Raw genomic sequence first — 18,814 nt, forward strand, 5'->3', positions numbered from 1 at the left:
TCTGAGTATAAGCTGTGAATAGATAGTAGACAGCACCGAGAGAGTAACATGAGTAAAGCATACCCCAGCAACGTGACCCGCGCTCAAGATGAATTTCTGAATGACCTAATTCCAGAACCAAAACCAGGTGGCCTCAAGCGAGAAGTCGATATGTAGGAAGTTATGAACGCGATTTTTTATGTTTTGGTGGAACGAGTGAGATGGAGAGTATTGGGACAGGTAAAGGTCAATGAGAAATCAAATGAAATTACAGCAATAATTCTGACAGAACCCTAGCTAGACAGCAAGAGTTTCTCAAGTTGTTGGTTTCGCTGCCGTTTGATGATGATGCGTATCAACTACCTATTCATCTCCCCCCCCCTCAACGAACAACGCCGGATAGTTGCGAAAATAGAGGCGCTGAAGGCTAGGAGTCAGCGAGTGAAGAAGGCGCTTGAGGAATATCCTCAACTGCTAGAACGCATCCGCGCAGAACGCGCCAAACTCCAATCCAAAACAGCTAAAAAATCCACCACCAAAACCAGCGCCCGAAGCACCAAAAAAACACAACCACAACAGGAAGAATAGGTACAGCTAGAACTGAGGTTGGAGTAGTGAAGACAAGCAGGCGATGGCGTTTCGCCGTACAGGAGGAGTCCATCGCGCCTACTCAATAACTCATCCTCTCACACCAGAGCCTGACATTCTTTATTTAACACTGAAAAGCAATCAGAGCCAGGATTTTGGGCTAAATCGCGGAATATCCCTGAATTCCTGCCTCATATATAAAAAGTTAAAAAGCTAAATTTAGCTTTTTAACTTTAGCTAATTAGCTAAAGTTAATAATTAATTAATTGACAAATTAATTAATTTAATTTAAGTTAATTAGCTTAATTAATAAATTAATAAAAATATATATGTTGACGATTACCGTAAGCTCCTTGAGTGGCGGACAGGGCAAGACGACAACATCACTGTTCCTGGGGCGGCTGCTATCGCGCCAGGGATTGCCCACCTTGATGCTAGACTCCGACCCCCAACATAATCTCACCACCTATCTGGGGTTTGAGTTAGAACCCAACCAACCAACCCTATTGGAATTTCTCAAAAAAACAGTCGCGCCATCCGATTGCATCTACCCAACTCAAGACAACGATAACTTATTTCTTATCCCCGCCGACGATCAACTTGATACCGTACAAGATTATTTATCCAACAGTGGAGTTGGTGCAACCTTACTCAAGCGCCGATTGTCAGCCATCAGCCAAATTTTCAAAGTCTGTATTATCGATGCCCCACCCCAGCGATCGCAAATTTGTTTAACAGTCATCGGCGCGGCAGATTTTTTGATTATCCCCGCCGAAGCATCGGTCAAAGGTTACGGTTCCCTGGTGCGGACTCTGGACTTGCTCGGCGGCTTGCAAGATGTCGGCGCAACCAATGCTGAGGTATTAGGTGTTTTACCCTTCCGAGATCGCTGGTTTGGTAACACCCAAGCCCATGAAAGTCGGGCGGCTGTAGATGGAATGCGTGATGAAGTTGGCGAGCGGTTAGTTATACCCTCAATCCGCGAATCAGAACGCTATAAACAAGCCATCAACAAACGTACAACTCTCTCGCAGTTGGGATATACCGACTTGGAATATCCATTTGAAATTTTAATTGCCAAAATTCACGCTTCACTTGGGGATAAATAAAATGTCAGATGATGTCCTAAACCAACTACGCAACAAACGCAATCGTTCCACAGTTGAACCACGCCAGGATGCACTCGTTCCGAAAGTACAACCCCAAGCCCCAGCACCCAAACAAAACTCACCACAGGAAACTAGCCCAGTTACCGAACCAACAAACCCAACTGCTGCATCAGGAGACACCATTGCCGAACTCCAAACCGAACTCGAAAAGTACCCCGAAACTCGACGACATTCAGCCATCGTTCTGGAAAAAGACCTCGACCAAGAATTAACTCGCTTTTGTAAAGATAGGGGCATCACAGTTGAGGTATTTCTAGAAGCTGCTTGGACTTTTGCTAATGCTGATAACGCAGTTTTAGAAAAAATTACCACCCAAGCCAAGCGCCGCTACGACCAACGTAAGCGAGTTGGTCAAATTAAACGGTTAATTACTATGTTGAGTAATTCGTCAAAGTAGCTCCCTCACCCCAGAAACTACCATGAAACAAATTACCCTTGCAGAACTTCCCGAAACCGTCCAAAACCTAATTAACCAAGCTCAAAAAACAGGTGAACCCCTGACCATCATCCAAAATGGTATCCCCTTCGCCATTATTTCCCCCATTCAGAAACAGAAAAAATCCCTCATGGAAACACTTTCTACCCTGGAACCATTGGACGAAGACTTTGCCGATGTGGACGAAGGATTATTACCCTGAGATGATATTGAGTTTTAAAGGGGTAATGATTTACTGCCAATGTTCGTGAATTTGACCGCGTTCCTCATTTAAAAGTAGAAAACTGGCTCAAACCTGATAAAAAAAACTAGCCCCAATCATGCCCAAAAAACCATTCGAGGCAAATTAGAGATTTAGTCTCCAAACCCAGACTCCCAGGGGCATTCCCTTTAGATCGGGATACTTCCATATACCGATCTATACGTCGGTAGAGATGGTTGTCTTTATCGGGTTGTCTTTAGTTTTTTCGCTATTTGCTACTGGGGTCAGCATTGACAACGCGGCGATCGCGCCGCGCACCTGTGACGATTCCACTTCTAGATATCGTTGTAGCTGTTCTAAGTTACGATGCCCGGAAATTTCTTGAATTACCCTGAGTGGGATGCCAGCGTTGCTCATCAATGTCAGGGAAGTTCTACGGAAGCTGTGGGTACTTGCGCCTTCGATATCAACTTGCTTACACCCTTCTCGAAAGATAATACTTGCCGAGTCTGAGTGCAGGTGTCCCCTTCCCCAGCGACCGGGAAACAGAAATCCATCACTGGTAGTTGGGGGTTGATATTGTTCTAGGAAGTGCCTTAAGTCGTCCAGCACTGGAATAGTGCGGGTAGCTAGTTTGCCCTTAGTATTACCTTTGCGGATGATTAGTTCTGGTCTAATTCTGCCTTTTTTGTCGTAGACATCAGTTATTTTTAGGGTGACGCATTCTTTGACACGGCAACCTGTGTAGAGCATGACAGCGCAAAGGGTGCGATCTCTCACAGTGGTCAAACCTTCTGTAAATAATCGCTGGATTTCTTGTTGTGTAAGAACTTTGGCTTTGCCGTGTCGGTCGATTTTCACATTGGCTGTCTACCCCGATGGTTGATCATGGTAGCAGGTATCGACTCACTCCAGGAGCGAGGGCATGAATTTTTGACACAATTCTCAATGCGGTGATGTAGCTTGAGTGAAAAGACTTGATATTTGCCTTAACGACTTTTCTACACCACTATCTACACCGCAGGAATTGAACCAAGATTAGCGATCGCTGATTTTATCCCTCTTTTTTTAGCTGTAACTACATTGCCTTTAATATCACTTGCATTTTTACCTCAATAGGCATGACAATTTATATACCCGCATAATAAACCAGTCATGACCCCAGAGGAACAAGTGCTAAAGCTATAGAAAAACACCGCCAATTAGGAGAATCTATTAGCATTTGGCAAGATGGACAAGTTGTTACTTTAACCCCTGAACAAATTCCCCCTCTTGATTCAACTGTTAGTCATGGCGAATAAAATGCAATAGATTTATCCCGAAATTAGGTTTTGACCCTTGCTGTACAAGGTTTTGATGCTCATTTGCGACCAAAAGCATTATTTCAATAATACAATTTTTAGGGGGGTAGATGTTGCTGATGGGGCTATGCGCCTTTGTGCAATAAATCTTTACTTACACGGAATTGCTGGTGATGATAGTCTCATTGAGACTAACGATAGTTTGATAGTAGACCGCAATGAACGTTTTGATTTGGTATTAACTAACCCGCCTTTTGGAGGAAAGAGTAATATCACTTATCAACAGGAAGATTTTTGGGCTAAAACTTCTAACAAACAACTTAATTTTCTACAGCACGTCAAAACTCTACTAAAAACTAATGGCAAAGCGGCAGTTGTTGTAGCTGATAATGTTTTGTTTGAAAGGGGAGCAGGGGAAACCATCCGCAAGAAATTGTTACAGGAATGCGATTTACACACCTTACTAAGACTGCCTACGGGGATATTTTATGACGCTCAAGGGGTGAAGGCGAATGTTTTATTTTTTGACCGCAAACCTGACAGCCAAAACCCCTGGACAAAGAAATTATGGATTTACGATTTCAGAACTAACCAACATTTCACATTAAAAACCAATCCTTTCCAGTTGGAAGATTTACAAGATTTTATTCAATGTTTTAATCCTGAAAATCGCCATGACCGCCAAGAAACGGAAAGGTTTCGGGCATTTACTTATGAGGAACTAACACAACGGGATAAGGTTAGTTTAGATATTTTTTGGCTCAACAATGATAGTTTAGAAAAAACTAATAAATTACAGACGCAGGATGTATCGTCTGCGGAGACTACTAATAAGTCAGAACCTGAAACACTTAATTCAACAGTTCCAGTTATCCAACTATTGGATATATTAAAACCCCTCAATAGGATGTTAAATCCTGAAGAAGAAGTAGATAAGTGCATTAATCAAATTAGGCAAAAACTTAAGGAATCTTTGAAAAAAGTTACCGATGCTTCGGATTCAGGAACCAAAGGTAGTACCTTAGAAGATTTTACTCAAGAGCTTTTTGGATGTTTTTATTATCTTGAATTTTATAAAAAAAATTTTAAAAATGCAACTGGTGAAATAGATGTTATTTTTATGGTTAATAAAGTTACTGGCACTTTATTTGCTGAATTTTCTAATTTATTAATTGTAGAATGCAAAAATTGGAACAAGCCAGTTGGAGCCAAAGAGATTAGAATTTTTTCTGATAAAATGGATGATTGTGGATCTAATATAGGTTTAATAATATCTAAAAATGGAATTACAGGTGATATTGATTATACAAAAGATGCTAGGGGTGTTATAGGAAAAGCTTGGTCTAAATCTAAAAGAGTTATTATAGTTTTTGATTTAGATGATTTGGAGTCTGTAATTTATAGAAATTGTAAATTGTATAAAATATTAAAAGAAAAATATTTATCAGTACAATTGGGTTCTGACTTTTAAATTATTCTTTAAGCAAACCTGCTAACAAGCTAATTTTATGTTTCTCTATTTAGTTAGAGAAGGAATAAAAGCAATATTTAGATAGAATTGCAGCATATTAAAACTAAATACTAACTTTTACCAACCATCCACCCCATCTGATTACCCAGCTTTCCCACTTTGGTGAAAGTGAAGCTACCCCACACAAAAGTTACTTCATCCTTACCCACCCTTGGGGTAACACCAATCAATTCTTTAACCTTGCCTGTACTCAGTATCCACTTATGAGTTAGAGCTTTTTCTAACTCTTCATACTCAGACAATGGCGATAGCGTTCGCGGAGCGTGTGCTTTGCACTCAGCGCTGCTGCAAGCAGTTCGCCTATTCCCCACATACCCCATCATTTTCTCAACCAAACCAGCCATAAGACTGATAGCGGTAAGGTTTTCGCTGTTGTCTAGTTCGTTGTCAAGTTTGTCTAGTTGATTGTCAAGTTTTTCCAGTGCGGGGATTTCAACCTCTGGCTGAATGGGGAAATTAGCGATGCCTTCGGCTAGCGTAGCTATCGCTCCCCCGCCCCGGATATGCTTGTCAAGTTTGTCCAGTAGCTCTAACTGCTGTGGGGTGATTTTACCTCGTGCCACTGGTTTTATGTCCAGTCCGTTGATTCGGTCGTATACCGCTTGACGTGACTCTAAACCGTATCTTTCTTGTAGAGTAGCTATTTTAATCAGTTCGGGGTCTTGGTTGTCCATCTTGGCTTGTCCAGTTTCACACTTGACAATCATAAAATGTCAAGTGTGAAACTGGACAAAGTTAGCCGGCAAAGCGATCGCTAATTTTATCCCTCTTTTTTTCTAGCTGTAACCGCATTGCCTTTAATATCACTTGTATTTTTACCTCAAAAGGCATGACAATTTATATACCCGCATAATAAATCAGTCATGACCCCAGAGGAACAAGCCAGAGTCAAAATTGACCAACTACTCACCGATGCAGGTTGGATTATTCAAGACTATAAACAAATCAATCTCAGTGCGGCTTTGGGTATTGCTGTGCGGGAATATCCCCTTAAGTCAGGGTTTGCTGATTACCTGCTAATTATTAACCGCAAAGCTGCGGGTGTGATTGAAGCGAAAAAAGTAGGTACAACTCTCAGTGGTGTAGAAAATCAATCTGATAAATATTCATTTCAGCTTCCCCCAAAATTAAACTGTCACCGCAAACCTTTACCCTTCCTCTACGAAAGCACAGGGGTAGAAACCTGTTTTACAGATAACCGTGACCCTGATTTTTGTTCTAGAAAGGTGTTTAGTTTCCACAAGCCAGAAACATTACAAGCATGGTTAGGACAATCTGACACCCTCAGAGGACGGTTGCAATTGTTACCGGAAATTGACACAGAGGATTTACGGGAATGTCAAAAAGAAGCCATTGCCGGGTTATTTGATTCTCTCAAACAAAATCGCCCTAGAGCCTTAATTCAAATGGCGACGGGGGTTGGTAAAACCTACACATCTGTGAGTTTTATTTATTGGCTGATTAAAATAGCCGGGGCGAAACGAATTTTATTTTTGGTGGATAGAAAGAACTTAGGAGAACAAACCGAAAAAGAGTTTAAACAGTATGTCACCCCTGATGATGGGAGGAAGTTTACAGAACTTTATAATGTGCAGTTGTTGACTTCCAATACCATAGACCCAGTGAACAAAGTTTGTATTACCACAATTCAGCGACTTTATTCCATGTTGCGGGGGGAAGCTGAATTTGAGGCAGAAAATGAGCAAGCATCTTTGTTTGGTGGAGAACAGGAAAACCAACAAACTAAGGATGTAGTTTATAACTCAAAAATTCCCTTAGAAACTTTTGATTTTATTATTACTGATGAATGTCACCGTTCAATTTATAATGTGTGGCGACAAGTTTTAGAATATTTTGATGCTTTTCTGATTGGCTTAACTGCTACTCCATCTCTGCAAACATTTGGTTTTTTTAATCAGAATTTGGTGATGGAATATCCCCATGAACGGGCGGTAGCTGATGGGGTAAATGTGGGGTATGAAGTTTACCGCATTCGCACCCAAATTACTGAACAGGGTAGCACTATTCAATCAGGGTTTTATGTTGATACACGCAATCGTCAAACCCGTGCAGTGCGTTGGCAGCAATTAGATGAACAATTCAGCTATGGGGGGAGAGAATTAGACCGTTCTGTTGTGGCAATTGACCAAATTCGCACGGTAATTCGTACCTTTAAACAGCGATTATTTACCGAGATATTCCCAGATAGAAACCACGTCCCGAAAACTTTGATTTTTGCTAAAGATGATTCTCACGCTGAAGATATTGTGCGAATTGTGCGGGAAGAATTTGGCAAGGGGAATGAGTTTTGTAAAAAGATTACCTACCGCACCACTGGAGAAAAAACAGAAGATTTAATTGCCAGTTTCCGTAATTCTTTTAACCCCCGGATTGTGGTGACAGTGGATATGATTTCTACGGGAACGGATATAAAACCTCTGGAATGTTTAATATTTATGCGGGATGTGAAATCACGAATTTATTTTGAGCAGATGAAAGGCAGGGGAACCCGCACAATTAACCAAACCGATTTACAAACTGCAACCCCTGATGCTCAAGTTAAAGAACAATTTATTATTATTGATGTTGTGGGGGTGTGTGAGTCAGATAAAACTGATTCCCGTCCGTTGGAGAGGAAACGTAGTATACCTTTTCATAAATTACTGCAAGATGTGGCCGCAGATGTGCGAGATGAGGACACGCTGTTGTCTTTGGCAGGCAGGTTGGTAAAGTTAGAAAAGCAACTGAATGATGATGAACGTCAGGAATTACAAACCGTTGCTGAGGGTAAGTCTATCCAACAGATTACTAGAGATTTACTCGATGCTTTGGATTTAGATAGACAAATTACCCAAGCACAGCAGCAGTTTAATACTTTATCCCCAACGGTAGAACAACAGCAGCAAGTAGCAGAAATATTAATTAATCAAGCTTGTCTACCTTTTGATAATTATCATTTTCGAGATTTGCTCAAAGAATTGAAAACTAAAAATGAGCAAATTATTGATAATGTCAGTCAGGATGTGGTGTTACAGGCGGGTTTTGATACCACAGCTAGGGATAAGGCACGGGGGACGGTGGAGAGTTTTCGGCAGTTTATTCAGGAAAATAAGGATGAAATTACGGCACTGTCTATCCTTTATAATCAACCCTACGGACAGCGACAATTTACTTATGAGCAGATTAAGCAGTTAGCAAATGCCCTGTCACGTCCCCCCCGGAATTTGACTCCTGAAAGGTTATGGCAAGCTTACGGGCAACTGGAAGCGGATAAGGTGCGGGGTGCGGGGGTGCAGAAGTTGTTGACTGATATCATTTCTCTGGTACGCTTTGCAATGGGAGAAACTGAGGTTTTAGAACCTTTCTCGGTATCGGTTGAGGAAAAGTTTCAGCAATGGGTAGCAGGAAGGGGGTTTAGTTCTCAGCAGGTGGTGTGGTTGGAGAAGATTAAGGCATATATTATTACCAGTGTGAGAATTGAGGCGGAAGATTTACAGGAAATGCCTCAAGAAGCGTTTCAGGGTTATCAGTTGTTTGGGAATGATTTGATGGGTGTTTTAGATGAGTTGAATGAGGTGTTGGCTGCTTGATTTATGGAATTATGTTTTTTATTTCGCGCATCAGCGAAGCGTTCGCGTAGCGTGCTGTAAGCTCTAGCACGAAGTGCGTTAGGCGCAAAGTCGCAAAGTAAGAGGGAAGGAGGTCTTTTAGTTCTGTGTATTAGGGGTTTTTTCTGAGGTTGTTTTATTTGATTTTTAATGATTAATGTATGATTTAAGCGGTATTTTAAATGTGTTGAATGGGGTGTTAACTTCGTAATGGGTGAAGATTTATATGAGTTACCAGATGGTTGGGTATGGGCAAGTTTAGATGAAATTACTGAAAACATTATTGATTGTTTACATAGTACGCCTAAATTTTTAACTACAGGCAAATATTGTATAGATACAACTTGTATTGCACCAGGAAAAATACTTTTTAATAAAGTTCGTTATGTTTCTGAACAAACTTATAAAGAAAGAACTCAGCGATTAGTTCCCCAAGCAGGAGATATATTATTTGCAAGAGAAGGCACTATAGGAACATCTGTAGTTGTACCCAATAATATAGAGCTTTGTTTGGGACAAAGAATGATGATGTTTCGCCCTTCAAAGTGCATTACATCAACTTATTATTTGTGGGCTTTAACATCGCCAGCATTTGAGAATCAGTGGAAACCAAAAGTCACAGGAACAACATCACCTCATGTGAATATCCGTGACTTAAGAATAATGATTTTACCCCTTCCCCCACTCCCTGAACAATATCGCATTGTTGCCAAAATTGAGGAACTATTCACCCAACTTGATGCAGGGGTAGAGTTACTTAAAAAGGTAAAAGCCAAATTAAAACGCTACCGTCAGGCGGTGCTAAAAGCCGCAGTCGAAGGAAATTTAACTAAGGAATGGCGCACAGCACATCAAGGGGAATTAGAACCCGCATCAGTGTTACTTGAACGCATCCTCAAGCAGCGTCGGGAGAAGTGGGAAGCTGAACAATTGGCGAAAATGCAAGCACAGGGGAAAACTCCCAAGGATGATAGTTGGAAGCTGAAATATAAAGAACCCATTTCACCTGATACCTCTGATTTACCTGAGTTACCTGATGGGTGGTGTTGGGCTAGTTTAGAGGAATTAAGTGATTCACTAAGAAGTATTACTTACGGTGTTATTAAATTAGGTGAACATATAGAATCAGGAGTTCCTACTCTACGTTCTAGTAATGTCAGGCATTTAAAATTAGACTTAAATGGTATTAAAAAGATAGAACCAGAATTATCTAATCAGTACCAGAGGACAATTCTTAAAGGTGGAGAAATTTTAATTACAATACGAGGGACATTAGGCGGAATCATATCAGTGTCAGATAATTGTGCTGGATATAATATTTCCAGAGAAGTAGCTATGATTGCACCTTCTAAAGAAATATTGTCAGGTTGCTATGCAATCATATTAGCTTCAATTAATATTCAAAACTGGCTTTTCAGTCGAACTAAAGGTATAGCGTATACAGGAATTAATCTGGAAACTTTAAATCAGACTCCTGTGCCTTTGTTTTCACTGACTGAACAAGAATTAATTATTTTAGAGGTGCATAAAAATCTATCTATAATTGACCAACTCGAAAAAACCGTAGATACCAACATCAAACGTGCTGAAAAGCTCCGCCAAAGCATATTAAAACAAGCCTTTACAGGTCAACTTGTCCCCCAAGACCCCACCGACGAACCCGCCGAAAAACTCTTAGAACGTATCAAAGCCGAAAAAGCTCAACAGGTAACAACCAAAACCAAGAAAAAGACCAAATCTCAGCCCAAATCAGCCGCACAATTAGCATTACCATTAGATTAATGCCCAACTTATACATTATCGGGGGTGCAAACGGTTCTGGTAAAACTACCACCGCCCTGCAAATCCTTCCCTACTTCCTAGAAGTATTTGAATATGTTAACGCCGATGAAATAGCAGCCGGACTTTCTCCTTTTAACCCGGAATCTGTAGCTATTCAAGCCGGACGATTAATGTTAGAAAGACTAGAAACTCTGGTGAATGCTGAAGCTGATTTTGCCTTTGAAACAACTTTAGCGGCTCGTAACTTTGCCCGATTTTTGAGAGAATGTAAAGACAAAGGTTATATTATCAACTTAATTTACTTTTGGTTACAAAGTCCCGAATTAGCGATCGCACGGGTACACAGACGGGTAGAAAGTGGCGGTCACAACATCCCTGAAGATACTATTCGCCGTCGCTACGAACGCGGACGCACAAACCTAATTAACTTGTATTTACCTCTGTGCGATACTTGGATCATCTATGATAATTCTGGGTCAGAACCTCTATTAGTGGCTGCATCAGATATCAATCAGGAGGCGATTATCTATGAACTCGAAACCTGGAATCAAATTACAATCAGTGAATAAAACGCAAATTCCCCTAACAGAAATCCATCAAAAAATTGATGCTGGCGTTAAAGCTGCTGTTGCTAAAGCTATAGAAAAACACCGCAAATTAGGAGAATCTATTAGCATTTGGCAAGATGGACAAGTTGTGACTTTAACCCCTGAACAAATTCCCCCTCTCGACTCAACTGAATTATCTATTGAGTAAATTCAGGCTTAACAAAACGAGATTCAACAATCTTAATTTTAACTAATGGCTAACGAATCCTCAACCATCGTCCAAAAACTCTGGAATTATTGCAACGTCCTCCGAGATGATGGCGTTAGCTACAACGACTATGTAGAACAGCTTACCTATTTGCTGTTCCTAAAAATGGTGGAAGAACAAAACCAACTTCCCCCACCTTTGGGTAAACGTTCCACCATTCCCACCGAATACAGTTGGGAAGCTTTGCGGTCACAAGATGGGGATGCTTTAGAAATCCAATATCGCCACACCTTAGAAAACCTGGGTAAAGAAAAAGGACTTTTGGGCGTTATCTTCCGCAAATCTCAAAATAAAATTCAAGACCCTGCTAAATTAAAACGACTGGTAGAACTGATCAATTCAGAAACTTGGATTGGTTTAGATATTGATATCAAAGGGGAAATTTACGAAGGACTGTTGCAAAAGAACGCCGAAGATGTCAAAGGGGGTGCAGGTCAATATTTTACCCCCAGGGCATTAATTCAAGCCATTGTCGAAGTCATGCAACCCCAACTAGGACAGCGCATTTGTGACCCCGCTTGTGGTACAGGTGGTTTTTTCTTGGTTGCTTATAACTTCATTAAAAATAACTACAAGCTGGATAAAGACCAAAGGCATTTTCTCAACAATAAAACCTTTAAGGGTGCTGATGTTGCTGATGGGGTGGTGCGCTTGTGTGCAATGAATCTTTATCTACATGGGATTGCTGGTGATGATAGTCCGGTTGAGGCTAAGGATAGCTTAATGTCTGATTCAGGCGATCGCTTTGAATTAATCTTAACTAACCCGCCCTTTGGTAAAAAAAGCAGTATCACTGTTTTCAACGAAGAAGGTAAAGCCGATAAAGAAAAAGTTTCCTATCGCCGGGATGATTTTTGGGCTACCACTTCCAACAAACAGCTAAACTTTCTCCAGCACGTTAAAACTCTGCTGCAAATCAATGGTAAAGCTGCGGTAGTTGTCCCTGATAATGTTCTTTTTGAAGGTGGTGCTGGGGAAACTATCCGCAGAAAATTACTGCATGAATGCGATGTTCATACATTGCTAAGACTGCCTACAGGGATATTTTACGCCCAAGGTGTGAAAGCTAATGTTTTATTCTTTGACCGTAAACCCGCTAGTGCTACCCCTTGGACTGAGAAGCTTTGGATTTACGATTTTAGGACTAACCAACATTTTACTCTAAAAACTAACACCCTGCGTTATGAAAGTCTGCAAGATTTCATTCAGTCATTTAATGCTGACAATCGCCAGGAACGCCAAGAAAATGAGCGATTTAGAGCTTTTAGCTATGAGGAACTGATGCAACGGGATAAGGTCAGTTTAGATATCTTCTGGCTGAAGGATGACAGTTTAGAGGATTCAGATAATTTACCTGCACCGGATATTTTAGCTTTGGAAATTGCAGAGGACTTAGGTGCAGCTTTGGAACTGTTCCAAGGGATAACTGACAATTTAGAGGGTAAAACAGAGGTAGAGGTTAAATGTCAAGTGTGAAACTGGACAAAAACCGCGCTGTGAAGAATCAAACCACATCTACCCCATCAGGAACCAATGCGGCTAAGTCGATGACCTCAGTTAGTTTTTTCCCTGTCCTGGCTGTACTCATTTTGTACTCATTTTGTCCGATTTTGTCCTACTCAAAAAAGTCAAATGCGATCGCCTCTGGCGGGGCTTTGCCCATCGCACTCTGTCCACGCGATTGCCTCCTCCAGGTGCGCTCCGCGCTATCGCCTACGGCGGGCGGGTACGCGATCGCTAGGAAAACATAACCTCTTCCATAGGTAAGACCGCTTCAGATAACAGATGGTAAAATCCCGGTACTGTATCCTCGACTTTCAGCAATTCATCCACAGAGATCGCTTCCCATTCCAGAACCGCCTCCCATCGCCAAATCTCATTCCAAGGTTTGAGGATATTTTTAATCGCGTCTATGCCCTGCTTAATACCAGAGCGAAGCATTTCCACGCGATGAAGTAGGGTAGTGGGGTCAGTTGGCGGTAGCTCTAACTCCAGAGATGAAACTGGCACAGTTTCGGGTTTCTGAATATCCTCCCTGAATAATCCTTGAATTTGTCGCCTTTGCTCAATAGAAATCAGCTTCCATGCAGCCGCTTTTTGTTGTGGCGTGATAGTTTCTGCCAACTCCTTAAATTCCTCTCTGGTTGATAATTTCAGCATTTGCTCCGCCACCAATGGAGCAATCAAATCAGGATCAGCGATGAATGGCGCTGGCATGGGTGCGGGTATGGGTTGGGCAAGTAATTCTGGTGTGGGTTCAACTACTGCGGCTAATTGCATCTCGCGTTTTAGGTTTAGCGATCGCAATACTTCCGCTCTATCGGCATCGGTCGCCAGTTCCGCATCAAGAGAATAATATTTAATTCCGTCACATTTCCGAGATTGCTTTAGCTTTATCCCTACTTTACTGAGCATTTGATTGATGAATTTAATAACTTGGGTATCTTTATTTACGGATATGTTAAAAGCATTTTTGAGTAACTTCCTGTGAGGTAGAACTGATTTTTTGAACCACTCTTTCAAAACCTCAGAATCATTATAATATTCAGTTTCAAAGTCATCCAGTGGGATAGCTTCAAACAAATTAATGCTATTAATTGCTTCTACCTTGGCGCTATAAGTCCGTATATCTGGCAAGTATGCCACACCATCACAGAATTGTTTTAATTTGTACTTCCAATGCTTTCTATCAGCTTCCTTAGTTGCATCAACATTCTGAGTCATCCAAAATAACTTAACGCTATTTAACCATCTGCGATTATCCTTATAAATTGCCTTATAAATGAAGTCGGGAGTTAAATCAACCTCTGGCAATTCATCCTTTAAAAATGCTTTACTAACTTGGTGTTGCTCCTCATCTGTGGGGTTGGGCTTGCGGTTAAGTTCCTTAGCTAATTCCAGAGGAATATCATCAGCTTTAGAGGTCATCAAGGCTTTATTAAGCTTAATCTCTGTCTTCTCCTCCGTCACGCAGTCCCCAGCATTGGTTTTGCCTTCAATGGCATAATCATTGATGATATGCCCCTCATCAATTAGCTCTTGGCGCAACTGCAATGATAGTTGACTTAATGAAAAGTTACGACGGGCTTTTAATTTGCAAAATAGGTCTATATGGGGATTATCCCAGCTACCACTTGACCCCATCATTGATTGTAAATTTTCAATTAGCTTGGGTAATATTTCCGCGTCGCTATCGCCCTCAGCTTGCTGTTTTGCAAGGTACAGAGCCATATCAATTACTTGCGTGGTTAAGTCATTATAATTAAATATTTGCTTCTTAATAGCTTCTGGCATGAATGAATTAAAATCATCGCCGTTTGCAACTTTTCCCCTTTCAGCACACCAAATAATTCTGGGTACTGGTTGCCTTACCCGTGCTAACATTTGGCGACATTGTGACGGTTCAAGGTTGCCAAAAAACATCCCATAAACATATTTGAAGTATGGAAGATCCAGCGAACAGCCAACCCCTAATGATGGGGTATAAATTAATATTTTGGGCTGATGTGCTTTGATTTTTTCATTCGCACGTTTAACAAAGCTTTTCCCAAAATCCGATTGAGTTACTTTAGAATCAATCCGAATTAACCCATTATGATTTGCTGCTAAGTGTGGGTATTTTTTAATCAGATGGTTTGCTAACGCTTCCGCTTCCGCTTGGTTATCTGTTGCAACCGTAATGGGTTCACAATCTTTATCGCTTAACCAGTCTTCAATCTGAGAAATTATCTCATCTCTTTTGCCAGAATAAAAGGTAATATCCCACTTATCAGCATCGGGTCTAATGTAATCTTTTTTGATAATAAACGGCTTATGTCCAGGACAAATTGCAGATAAATAATCGTAAGAAATATCGGTTAAATCGGCATCAGCACCAATAACTAAACCATTGCCATCAAGACATTCTTTAAGCTTGGTTTCCAGTGTTGATAAAATTTTGGATCGTCTATCCTTGCAGGTTGATGATGTAGCAACGTGAGACAAACCTAACTCAATTTCATCAATGACAACAATTGAGTTAGACCAATCCCTGTCAAACAATTTTGATAGACTATCCCAACATAAACCAATGCCCTCCGCAGTTTCTAAAAACGTGGCAGTTTGGAGTAGTTCACCTTCATAGTCGTATTGTTCGGATTTAGTCAGGTCGCCATCTTCAATCCAGGTAATGTCCCATTCGATAGCTTGCGCCCTACCTAGCGCTATTCTTGCAGTGATTGAGATGAATTTTACCCCTGTTTTTTCGCGGTAAACTTTCTCGATTTCCGGCTCAACATTGACCAATGACAACTGAGATGGGGGCTTGACAATTTCCTCCCAATAACCGCCGCAACGTAATTTTTTTAAGGCATTGATTGTAACTGACTTACCCGCACCTTTGGGGGCAGGTAATAGTACAATCCCCTTAGCAGGAATTTTATGAATCAAATCCTTGGGAAGATATTTTTCATCGCCTGAGATGAGAATATCTGGCTTATAGGTGAGAGTATGCAGTTTTTTCTGAACTGCTACAACTTTGTCATGCCACTGCGGGGGGGCTTGTCCCGCTTCGGTTACGGGTTTTTGCTTTTGTACTGGAAGTGAAGGATGAATTAATTTTTTAAATTCATCAATGCTGATAAATTGCAACTGGCTATAATCATTCAGTTCATCAATATCATTGTGTTCTTTAGTAGTTTGACCCCACCAAGCAAATTTGATATTATACCCAAAGCCAGAAATTAAGCTGGCTACTTCCTGCCATCGCTTGCTAACCGCTTTGTTTTGAACATCGCCAGCATCAGGGTAGATAATGACATCTTTGCTGTCTACATCCTGACTAGCACGGCTCAAATATTCCTTTAATAGTTTGGGGCTACTAGCAAACTGTCCGCCAGCTGCACCAATGACAATTTGATTTAATCGCCTAGATGTTAAATAAGGTTTTACACCAGTTCCTTCAGCTAATGCAATTCCTTCTGGCTTCTCTGGCTTAAATACTGCTAGGGGATTTTCTAAGACATCCCCAATCTGAACTGCTAATGTTTGAGCCGGACTGCTCACCCATCTATAGCGACCGCCATCAGCTGCATGATTTAGCCGCAGCTGCATTGCTACAATATTGCCGTCGTAGTCCCGCAGTGGGCAGAGATAGCCGTCGTTGCTAACAATCAATGATCTGCGATCCGCACCAATTCCCGGCAATCTGGAATCAATAGAAAATCCTAGCCTATGGTAGCGTTCCACTGGCTTAAACCCACAATCGGCAATCTCCTCTGGAGTAAACCCACGGGCTTTTAGTCCTTCAATTGTGGGGATGTCTAATTGTAAAGAATTAAGAATTTTGGAGTAAAGACCGTGACGGGTTGGAGCGTCTAGACATCTTTCTTTCTTCTCTGCCTCTTCTCTAGCAGATGCTAATTTTGCAGCTTCTTTCTTGTCTTCCCATTCCCGCCGTCGTTCCTCTGACCACTCCTGAGAATTGTCTAACTTGAGAATCGCCCACAAGCCACCTTTCTCGAAGCCAATGATTTTATAGCCGTTTTCTACTATATCGCCTTTGCGGCCACTATTGGCACTCATGCAAAGTATAATCTCACCATCTGAATGGTGACGGCATCTTCCTTGAGTATCGCCGCAAGATGGACAAGGATTATTTTTTGAAGTGGGGATTAGTTTGGTCATTATGCCAAACCTCCCTTTAATGCTTCAAAATTAGCTGTATAGGGGACTGGGAGGTTGCTTTTGCTTGATTTATGATTTAAAATAGACCCATAAGAATCAATTTTATTAAAATCAGTCATCTGTTGAGGATTCCTTTGCTATTACGGGTTTAGGAATCCTTAGTTTTTTGGTAGGGAAATCAGAAAATACCTTTAATGATCTGATATAGCTGATATGATGAAGAGAGAAATTTTAATAGTTTATTTTGAAAGTCTGGTAATCAGACCTTGGTTGGCTTTGCTTTACAGCATTGCCGGGTTCTCGCTTCACAAGCAATCCCAAAAACTAAGGACTCCTGTTATCAGATTTTTTTTCTTGTCTGACACGTATATTGTTGCATAGAAAATCACCTAAAAATTAAGCGTACTAAAAGCGGGAAAACTGATTTTACAAAAGTTTACAATGGCTTCCAACCACCCTGAGTCCTTGTATAACGCTCTCCGTTTTCCCACTTGTAAACGATACGCTTGGGGATTTGATTTGTCTAAGCCACGTTGTAATGTTCTGGGGTGTCTGTCATAGTGTTTCACTCCAGAACTTTGACAGATTTTATTCCTTGACTGCATTTTTGAATTAGCAGCCATCTCTTAGCTTCGGGTTCTAACGCTGGCATAACCCGAAAATTAAAAACATCTGCCCAAGTTTCTACGCCGTAATTATCGGCAAACTCTAATTCCAGTTCTTTGAACCGTAACCAATTGCGATCGCTAATCGCTGTGAAAATTGGAATAAATGTAGTTAGGGGTATTAAAGTCGCTGTTTCAGTCATTTTTGTAATCCTCAAAAATACAAACTATTGGTAAAGGTTCATCCTCTGTATCAATTATTTCTACTAATCGCCGCCCCGTGTTTTTGGCTATCCGCTTGCAATACTCCTCAGATGCAGCTACAGACCAATCTCTGGTCTCTGTAACTGGGTCAAATTTTCGTTTAGAACGTTTTATATCGTCATTTTCGGTCATGTAAGTTGATCTTGTTTCTCCTTTACTACAGTAAATTTTTCAGTAATTGGCGATCGCCTCCGGCACAGCGCTCCGCGCTATCGCACACTGGTTTTGCTTGCTTATTGACTGCGTAACAAACGCAAAATTTCACTTATGCTGGCTTCAAGATTTCTCATGTCAGATTTTATTTGGCGAACGTCTGCTTTAACTTCTCTCATGTCAGAAGCCAAACCAGTTGCCAGAGTTAAAGTTGTAGCTATGGCAGTTTGAGAAGTTCCTATAGTCCCAGACTGTATTTTGAGATTGGTTACATCCTGAGTTAAGTCATTTAACCGTGTGTAGATGTCATCAAATCGGGTGTCATTTGTCATGCTGATTTCTCCTGATTGTGATCAATTTGATTTTCTTGCTTCTGCTTGAGCGCTTCTACAACTATCCCTTCCACAAGATTTGATAATGTCCGTCGCTCCTCCTGTGACCATTCAGTTAAATCAGCCTTAGTTTCATGGCTGCACGTAAACATAATTTTTGCTTTTTTAGTTTGTCCCATAGAAACTTCAATAGCGTGTTGAACTCTCTTAAGCATAGCTTAAGCGTTACGCTGTCAGGTTTTTAGACTTATTTACTGCTACAGCCTTAAAGTAATTGTTGACAGCTTCAACAGCCATCAACTATATTAGCAGCATAAGCAATCAAATGCTAATTGTAGCGAACTGCAAACATAAACGCTTCAAACTGCAAACAAGGCGATTTTG

The 18,814-nt window shown here is 41.0% G+C and carries 19 protein-coding genes; 12 read left to right on the forward strand and 7 right to left on the reverse strand.

The features are described 5' to 3' along the window. Positions 1–48 precede the first annotated feature (48 nt). From ACM0OW_RS22635 to ACM0OW_RS22655, 5 genes are all read left to right on the forward strand, one after another. Positions 49–156 carry a transposase gene (locus ACM0OW_RS22635; RefSeq protein WP_414552562.1) on the forward strand — a complete coding sequence of 36 codons (108 nt, stop codon included), beginning with the start codon at positions 49–51 and terminating at the stop codon, positions 154–156. A gap of 264 nt (positions 157–420) precedes the next feature. Then, complete coding sequence (locus ACM0OW_RS22640; RefSeq protein WP_414552564.1) at positions 421–567, forward strand: hypothetical protein; 147 nt, start codon at positions 421–423, stop codon at positions 565–567. 329 nt (positions 568–896) lie between these two features. Beyond that, entirely contained in the window at positions 897–1,676 is a 780-nt protein-coding gene (locus ACM0OW_RS22645) for a ParA family protein (protein WP_414552565.1), read from the forward strand. Position 1,677: 1 nt separating this feature from the next. Continuing rightward, a complete protein-coding gene (locus tag ACM0OW_RS22650; protein WP_414552567.1) occupies positions 1,678–2,133 on the forward strand; it encodes a hypothetical protein in 456 nt (151 codons plus the stop codon). Between the two features lie 22 nt (positions 2,134–2,155). Further along, entirely contained in the window at positions 2,156–2,374 is a 219-nt protein-coding gene (locus ACM0OW_RS22655) for a type II toxin-antitoxin system prevent-host-death family antitoxin (protein ID WP_414552568.1), read from the forward strand. 216 nt (positions 2,375–2,590) lie between these two features. On the opposite strand, the gene ACM0OW_RS22660 is transcribed toward ACM0OW_RS22655, so the two are convergent. Further along, on the reverse strand, positions 2,591–3,235 hold the full coding sequence (locus tag ACM0OW_RS22660) for a tyrosine-type recombinase/integrase (protein ID WP_414552570.1): 645 nt from the start codon (positions 3,233–3,235) through the stop codon (positions 2,591–2,593). A 477-nt stretch (positions 3,236–3,712) separates the two neighbouring features. On the opposite strand from ACM0OW_RS22660, the gene ACM0OW_RS22665 reads away from it, so the two are divergent. Then, on the forward strand, positions 3,713–5,146 hold the full coding sequence (locus ACM0OW_RS22665; protein WP_414552571.1) for an N-6 DNA methylase: 1,434 nt from the start codon (positions 3,713–3,715) through the stop codon (positions 5,144–5,146). Positions 5,147–5,256: 110 nt separating this feature from the next. Here ACM0OW_RS22665 and ACM0OW_RS22670 read toward each other — a convergent pair whose 3' ends face one another. Further along, entirely contained in the window at positions 5,257–5,880 is a 624-nt protein-coding gene (locus ACM0OW_RS22670) for a hypothetical protein (protein WP_414552573.1), read from the reverse strand. 189 nt (positions 5,881–6,069) lie between these two features. On the opposite strand from ACM0OW_RS22670, the gene ACM0OW_RS22675 reads away from it, so the two are divergent. The 6 genes from ACM0OW_RS22675 to ACM0OW_RS22700 all read left to right on the forward strand — a co-directional run bounded on the left by ACM0OW_RS22675 (position 6,070) and on the right by ACM0OW_RS22700 (position 13,153). Next, on the forward strand, positions 6,070–8,796 hold the full coding sequence (locus ACM0OW_RS22675; RefSeq protein ID WP_414552575.1) for a DEAD/DEAH box helicase family protein: 2,727 nt from the start codon (positions 6,070–6,072) through the stop codon (positions 8,794–8,796). A 228-nt stretch (positions 8,797–9,024) separates the two neighbouring features. Continuing rightward, on the forward strand, positions 9,025–10,596 hold the full coding sequence (locus ACM0OW_RS22680) for a restriction endonuclease subunit S (RefSeq protein WP_414552576.1): 1,572 nt from the start codon (positions 9,025–9,027) through the stop codon (positions 10,594–10,596). Continuing rightward, positions 10,596–11,165 (forward strand): zeta toxin family protein, encoded by a 570-nt coding sequence (locus ACM0OW_RS22685; protein WP_414552578.1) that lies wholly within the window; start codon positions 10,596–10,598, stop codon positions 11,163–11,165. The genes ACM0OW_RS22680 and ACM0OW_RS22685 overlap by 1 nt, the downstream gene beginning before the upstream one ends. Further along, positions 11,125–11,352, forward strand: coding sequence for a hypothetical protein (locus ACM0OW_RS22690; protein ID WP_414552580.1), 228 nt, complete (start codon positions 11,125–11,127; stop codon positions 11,350–11,352). Before ACM0OW_RS22685 ends, ACM0OW_RS22690 begins: the two co-directional genes overlap by 41 nt. A gap of 45 nt (positions 11,353–11,397) precedes the next feature. Further along, on the forward strand, positions 11,398–12,888 hold the full coding sequence (locus ACM0OW_RS22695) for an N-6 DNA methylase (protein ID WP_414552582.1): 1,491 nt from the start codon (positions 11,398–11,400) through the stop codon (positions 12,886–12,888). A 124-nt stretch (positions 12,889–13,012) separates the two neighbouring features. Beyond that, positions 13,013–13,153 carry a hypothetical protein gene (locus ACM0OW_RS22700; RefSeq protein ID WP_414552583.1) on the forward strand — a complete coding sequence of 47 codons (141 nt, stop codon included), beginning with the start codon at positions 13,013–13,015 and terminating at the stop codon, positions 13,151–13,153. On the opposite strand, the gene ACM0OW_RS22705 is transcribed toward ACM0OW_RS22700, so the two are convergent. The 5 genes from ACM0OW_RS22705 to ACM0OW_RS22725 form a co-directional block, all read right to left on the reverse strand. Further along, entirely contained in the window at positions 13,150–17,076 is a 3,927-nt protein-coding gene (locus tag ACM0OW_RS22705; protein WP_414552585.1) for a plasmid replication protein, CyRepA1 family, read from the reverse strand. The genes ACM0OW_RS22700 and ACM0OW_RS22705 overlap by 4 nt on opposite strands. Positions 17,077–17,641: 565 nt before the next feature. Beyond that, positions 17,642–17,884: a hypothetical protein gene (locus tag ACM0OW_RS22710; protein ID WP_414552586.1), complete on the reverse strand. Its 243-nt coding sequence runs from the start codon at positions 17,882–17,884 to the stop codon at positions 17,642–17,644. Beyond that, positions 17,877–18,077, reverse strand: a complete 201-nt coding sequence (locus tag ACM0OW_RS22715; RefSeq protein WP_414552587.1) for a hypothetical protein — start codon at positions 18,075–18,077, stop codon at positions 17,877–17,879. The genes ACM0OW_RS22710 and ACM0OW_RS22715 overlap by 8 nt, the downstream gene beginning before the upstream one ends. 101 nt (positions 18,078–18,178) lie before the next feature. Further along, on the reverse strand, positions 18,179–18,430 hold the full coding sequence (locus ACM0OW_RS22720; protein ID WP_414552589.1) for a hypothetical protein: 252 nt from the start codon (positions 18,428–18,430) through the stop codon (positions 18,179–18,181). Then, on the reverse strand, positions 18,427–18,645 hold the full coding sequence (locus ACM0OW_RS22725) for a hypothetical protein (RefSeq protein ID WP_414552590.1): 219 nt from the start codon (positions 18,643–18,645) through the stop codon (positions 18,427–18,429). The genes ACM0OW_RS22720 and ACM0OW_RS22725 overlap by 4 nt, the downstream gene beginning before the upstream one ends. Between the last annotated feature and the right edge of the window lie 169 nt (positions 18,646–18,814).

Origin of the sequence: Anabaena sp. CCY 0017, assembly GCF_963920885.1 — a bacterium.
Lineage (GTDB): Bacteria > Cyanobacteriota > Cyanobacteriia > Cyanobacteriales > Nostocaceae > Nodularia.

Coding starts and splice junctions, on each gene's coding strand:
- ACM0OW_RS22635 (WP_414552562.1), top strand. CDS start 49: ATGAGTAAAGCATACCCCAGCAACGTGACCCGCGCTCAAGATGAATTT.
- ACM0OW_RS22645 (WP_414552565.1), top strand. CDS start 897: ATGTTGACGATTACCGTAAGCTCCTTGAGTGGCGGACAGGGCAAGACG.
- ACM0OW_RS22650 (WP_414552567.1), top strand. CDS start 1,678: ATGTCAGATGATGTCCTAAACCAACTACGCAACAAACGCAATCGTTCC.
- ACM0OW_RS22655 (WP_414552568.1), top strand. CDS start 2,156: ATGAAACAAATTACCCTTGCAGAACTTCCCGAAACCGTCCAAAACCTA.
- ACM0OW_RS22670 (WP_414552573.1), bottom strand. CDS start 5,880: ATGGACAACCAAGACCCCGAACTGATTAAAATAGCTACTCTACAAGAA.
- ACM0OW_RS22675 (WP_414552575.1), top strand. CDS start 6,070: ATGACCCCAGAGGAACAAGCCAGAGTCAAAATTGACCAACTACTCACC.
- ACM0OW_RS22680 (WP_414552576.1), top strand. CDS start 9,025: ATGGGTGAAGATTTATATGAGTTACCAGATGGTTGGGTATGGGCAAGT.
- ACM0OW_RS22685 (WP_414552578.1), top strand. CDS start 10,596: ATGCCCAACTTATACATTATCGGGGGTGCAAACGGTTCTGGTAAAACT.
- ACM0OW_RS22690 (WP_414552580.1), top strand. CDS start 11,125: ATGAACTCGAAACCTGGAATCAAATTACAATCAGTGAATAAAACGCAA.
- ACM0OW_RS22695 (WP_414552582.1), top strand. CDS start 11,398: ATGGCTAACGAATCCTCAACCATCGTCCAAAAACTCTGGAATTATTGC.
- ACM0OW_RS22705 (WP_414552585.1), bottom strand. CDS start 17,076: ATGACCAAACTAATCCCCACTTCAAAAAATAATCCTTGTCCATCTTGC.
- ACM0OW_RS22710 (WP_414552586.1), bottom strand. CDS start 17,884: ATGACTGAAACAGCGACTTTAATACCCCTAACTACATTTATTCCAATT.
- ACM0OW_RS22715 (WP_414552587.1), bottom strand. CDS start 18,077: ATGACCGAAAATGACGATATAAAACGTTCTAAACGAAAATTTGACCCA.
- ACM0OW_RS22720 (WP_414552589.1), bottom strand. CDS start 18,430: ATGACAAATGACACCCGATTTGATGACATCTACACACGGTTAAATGAC.
- ACM0OW_RS22725 (WP_414552590.1), bottom strand. CDS start 18,645: ATGCTTAAGAGAGTTCAACACGCTATTGAAGTTTCTATGGGACAAACT.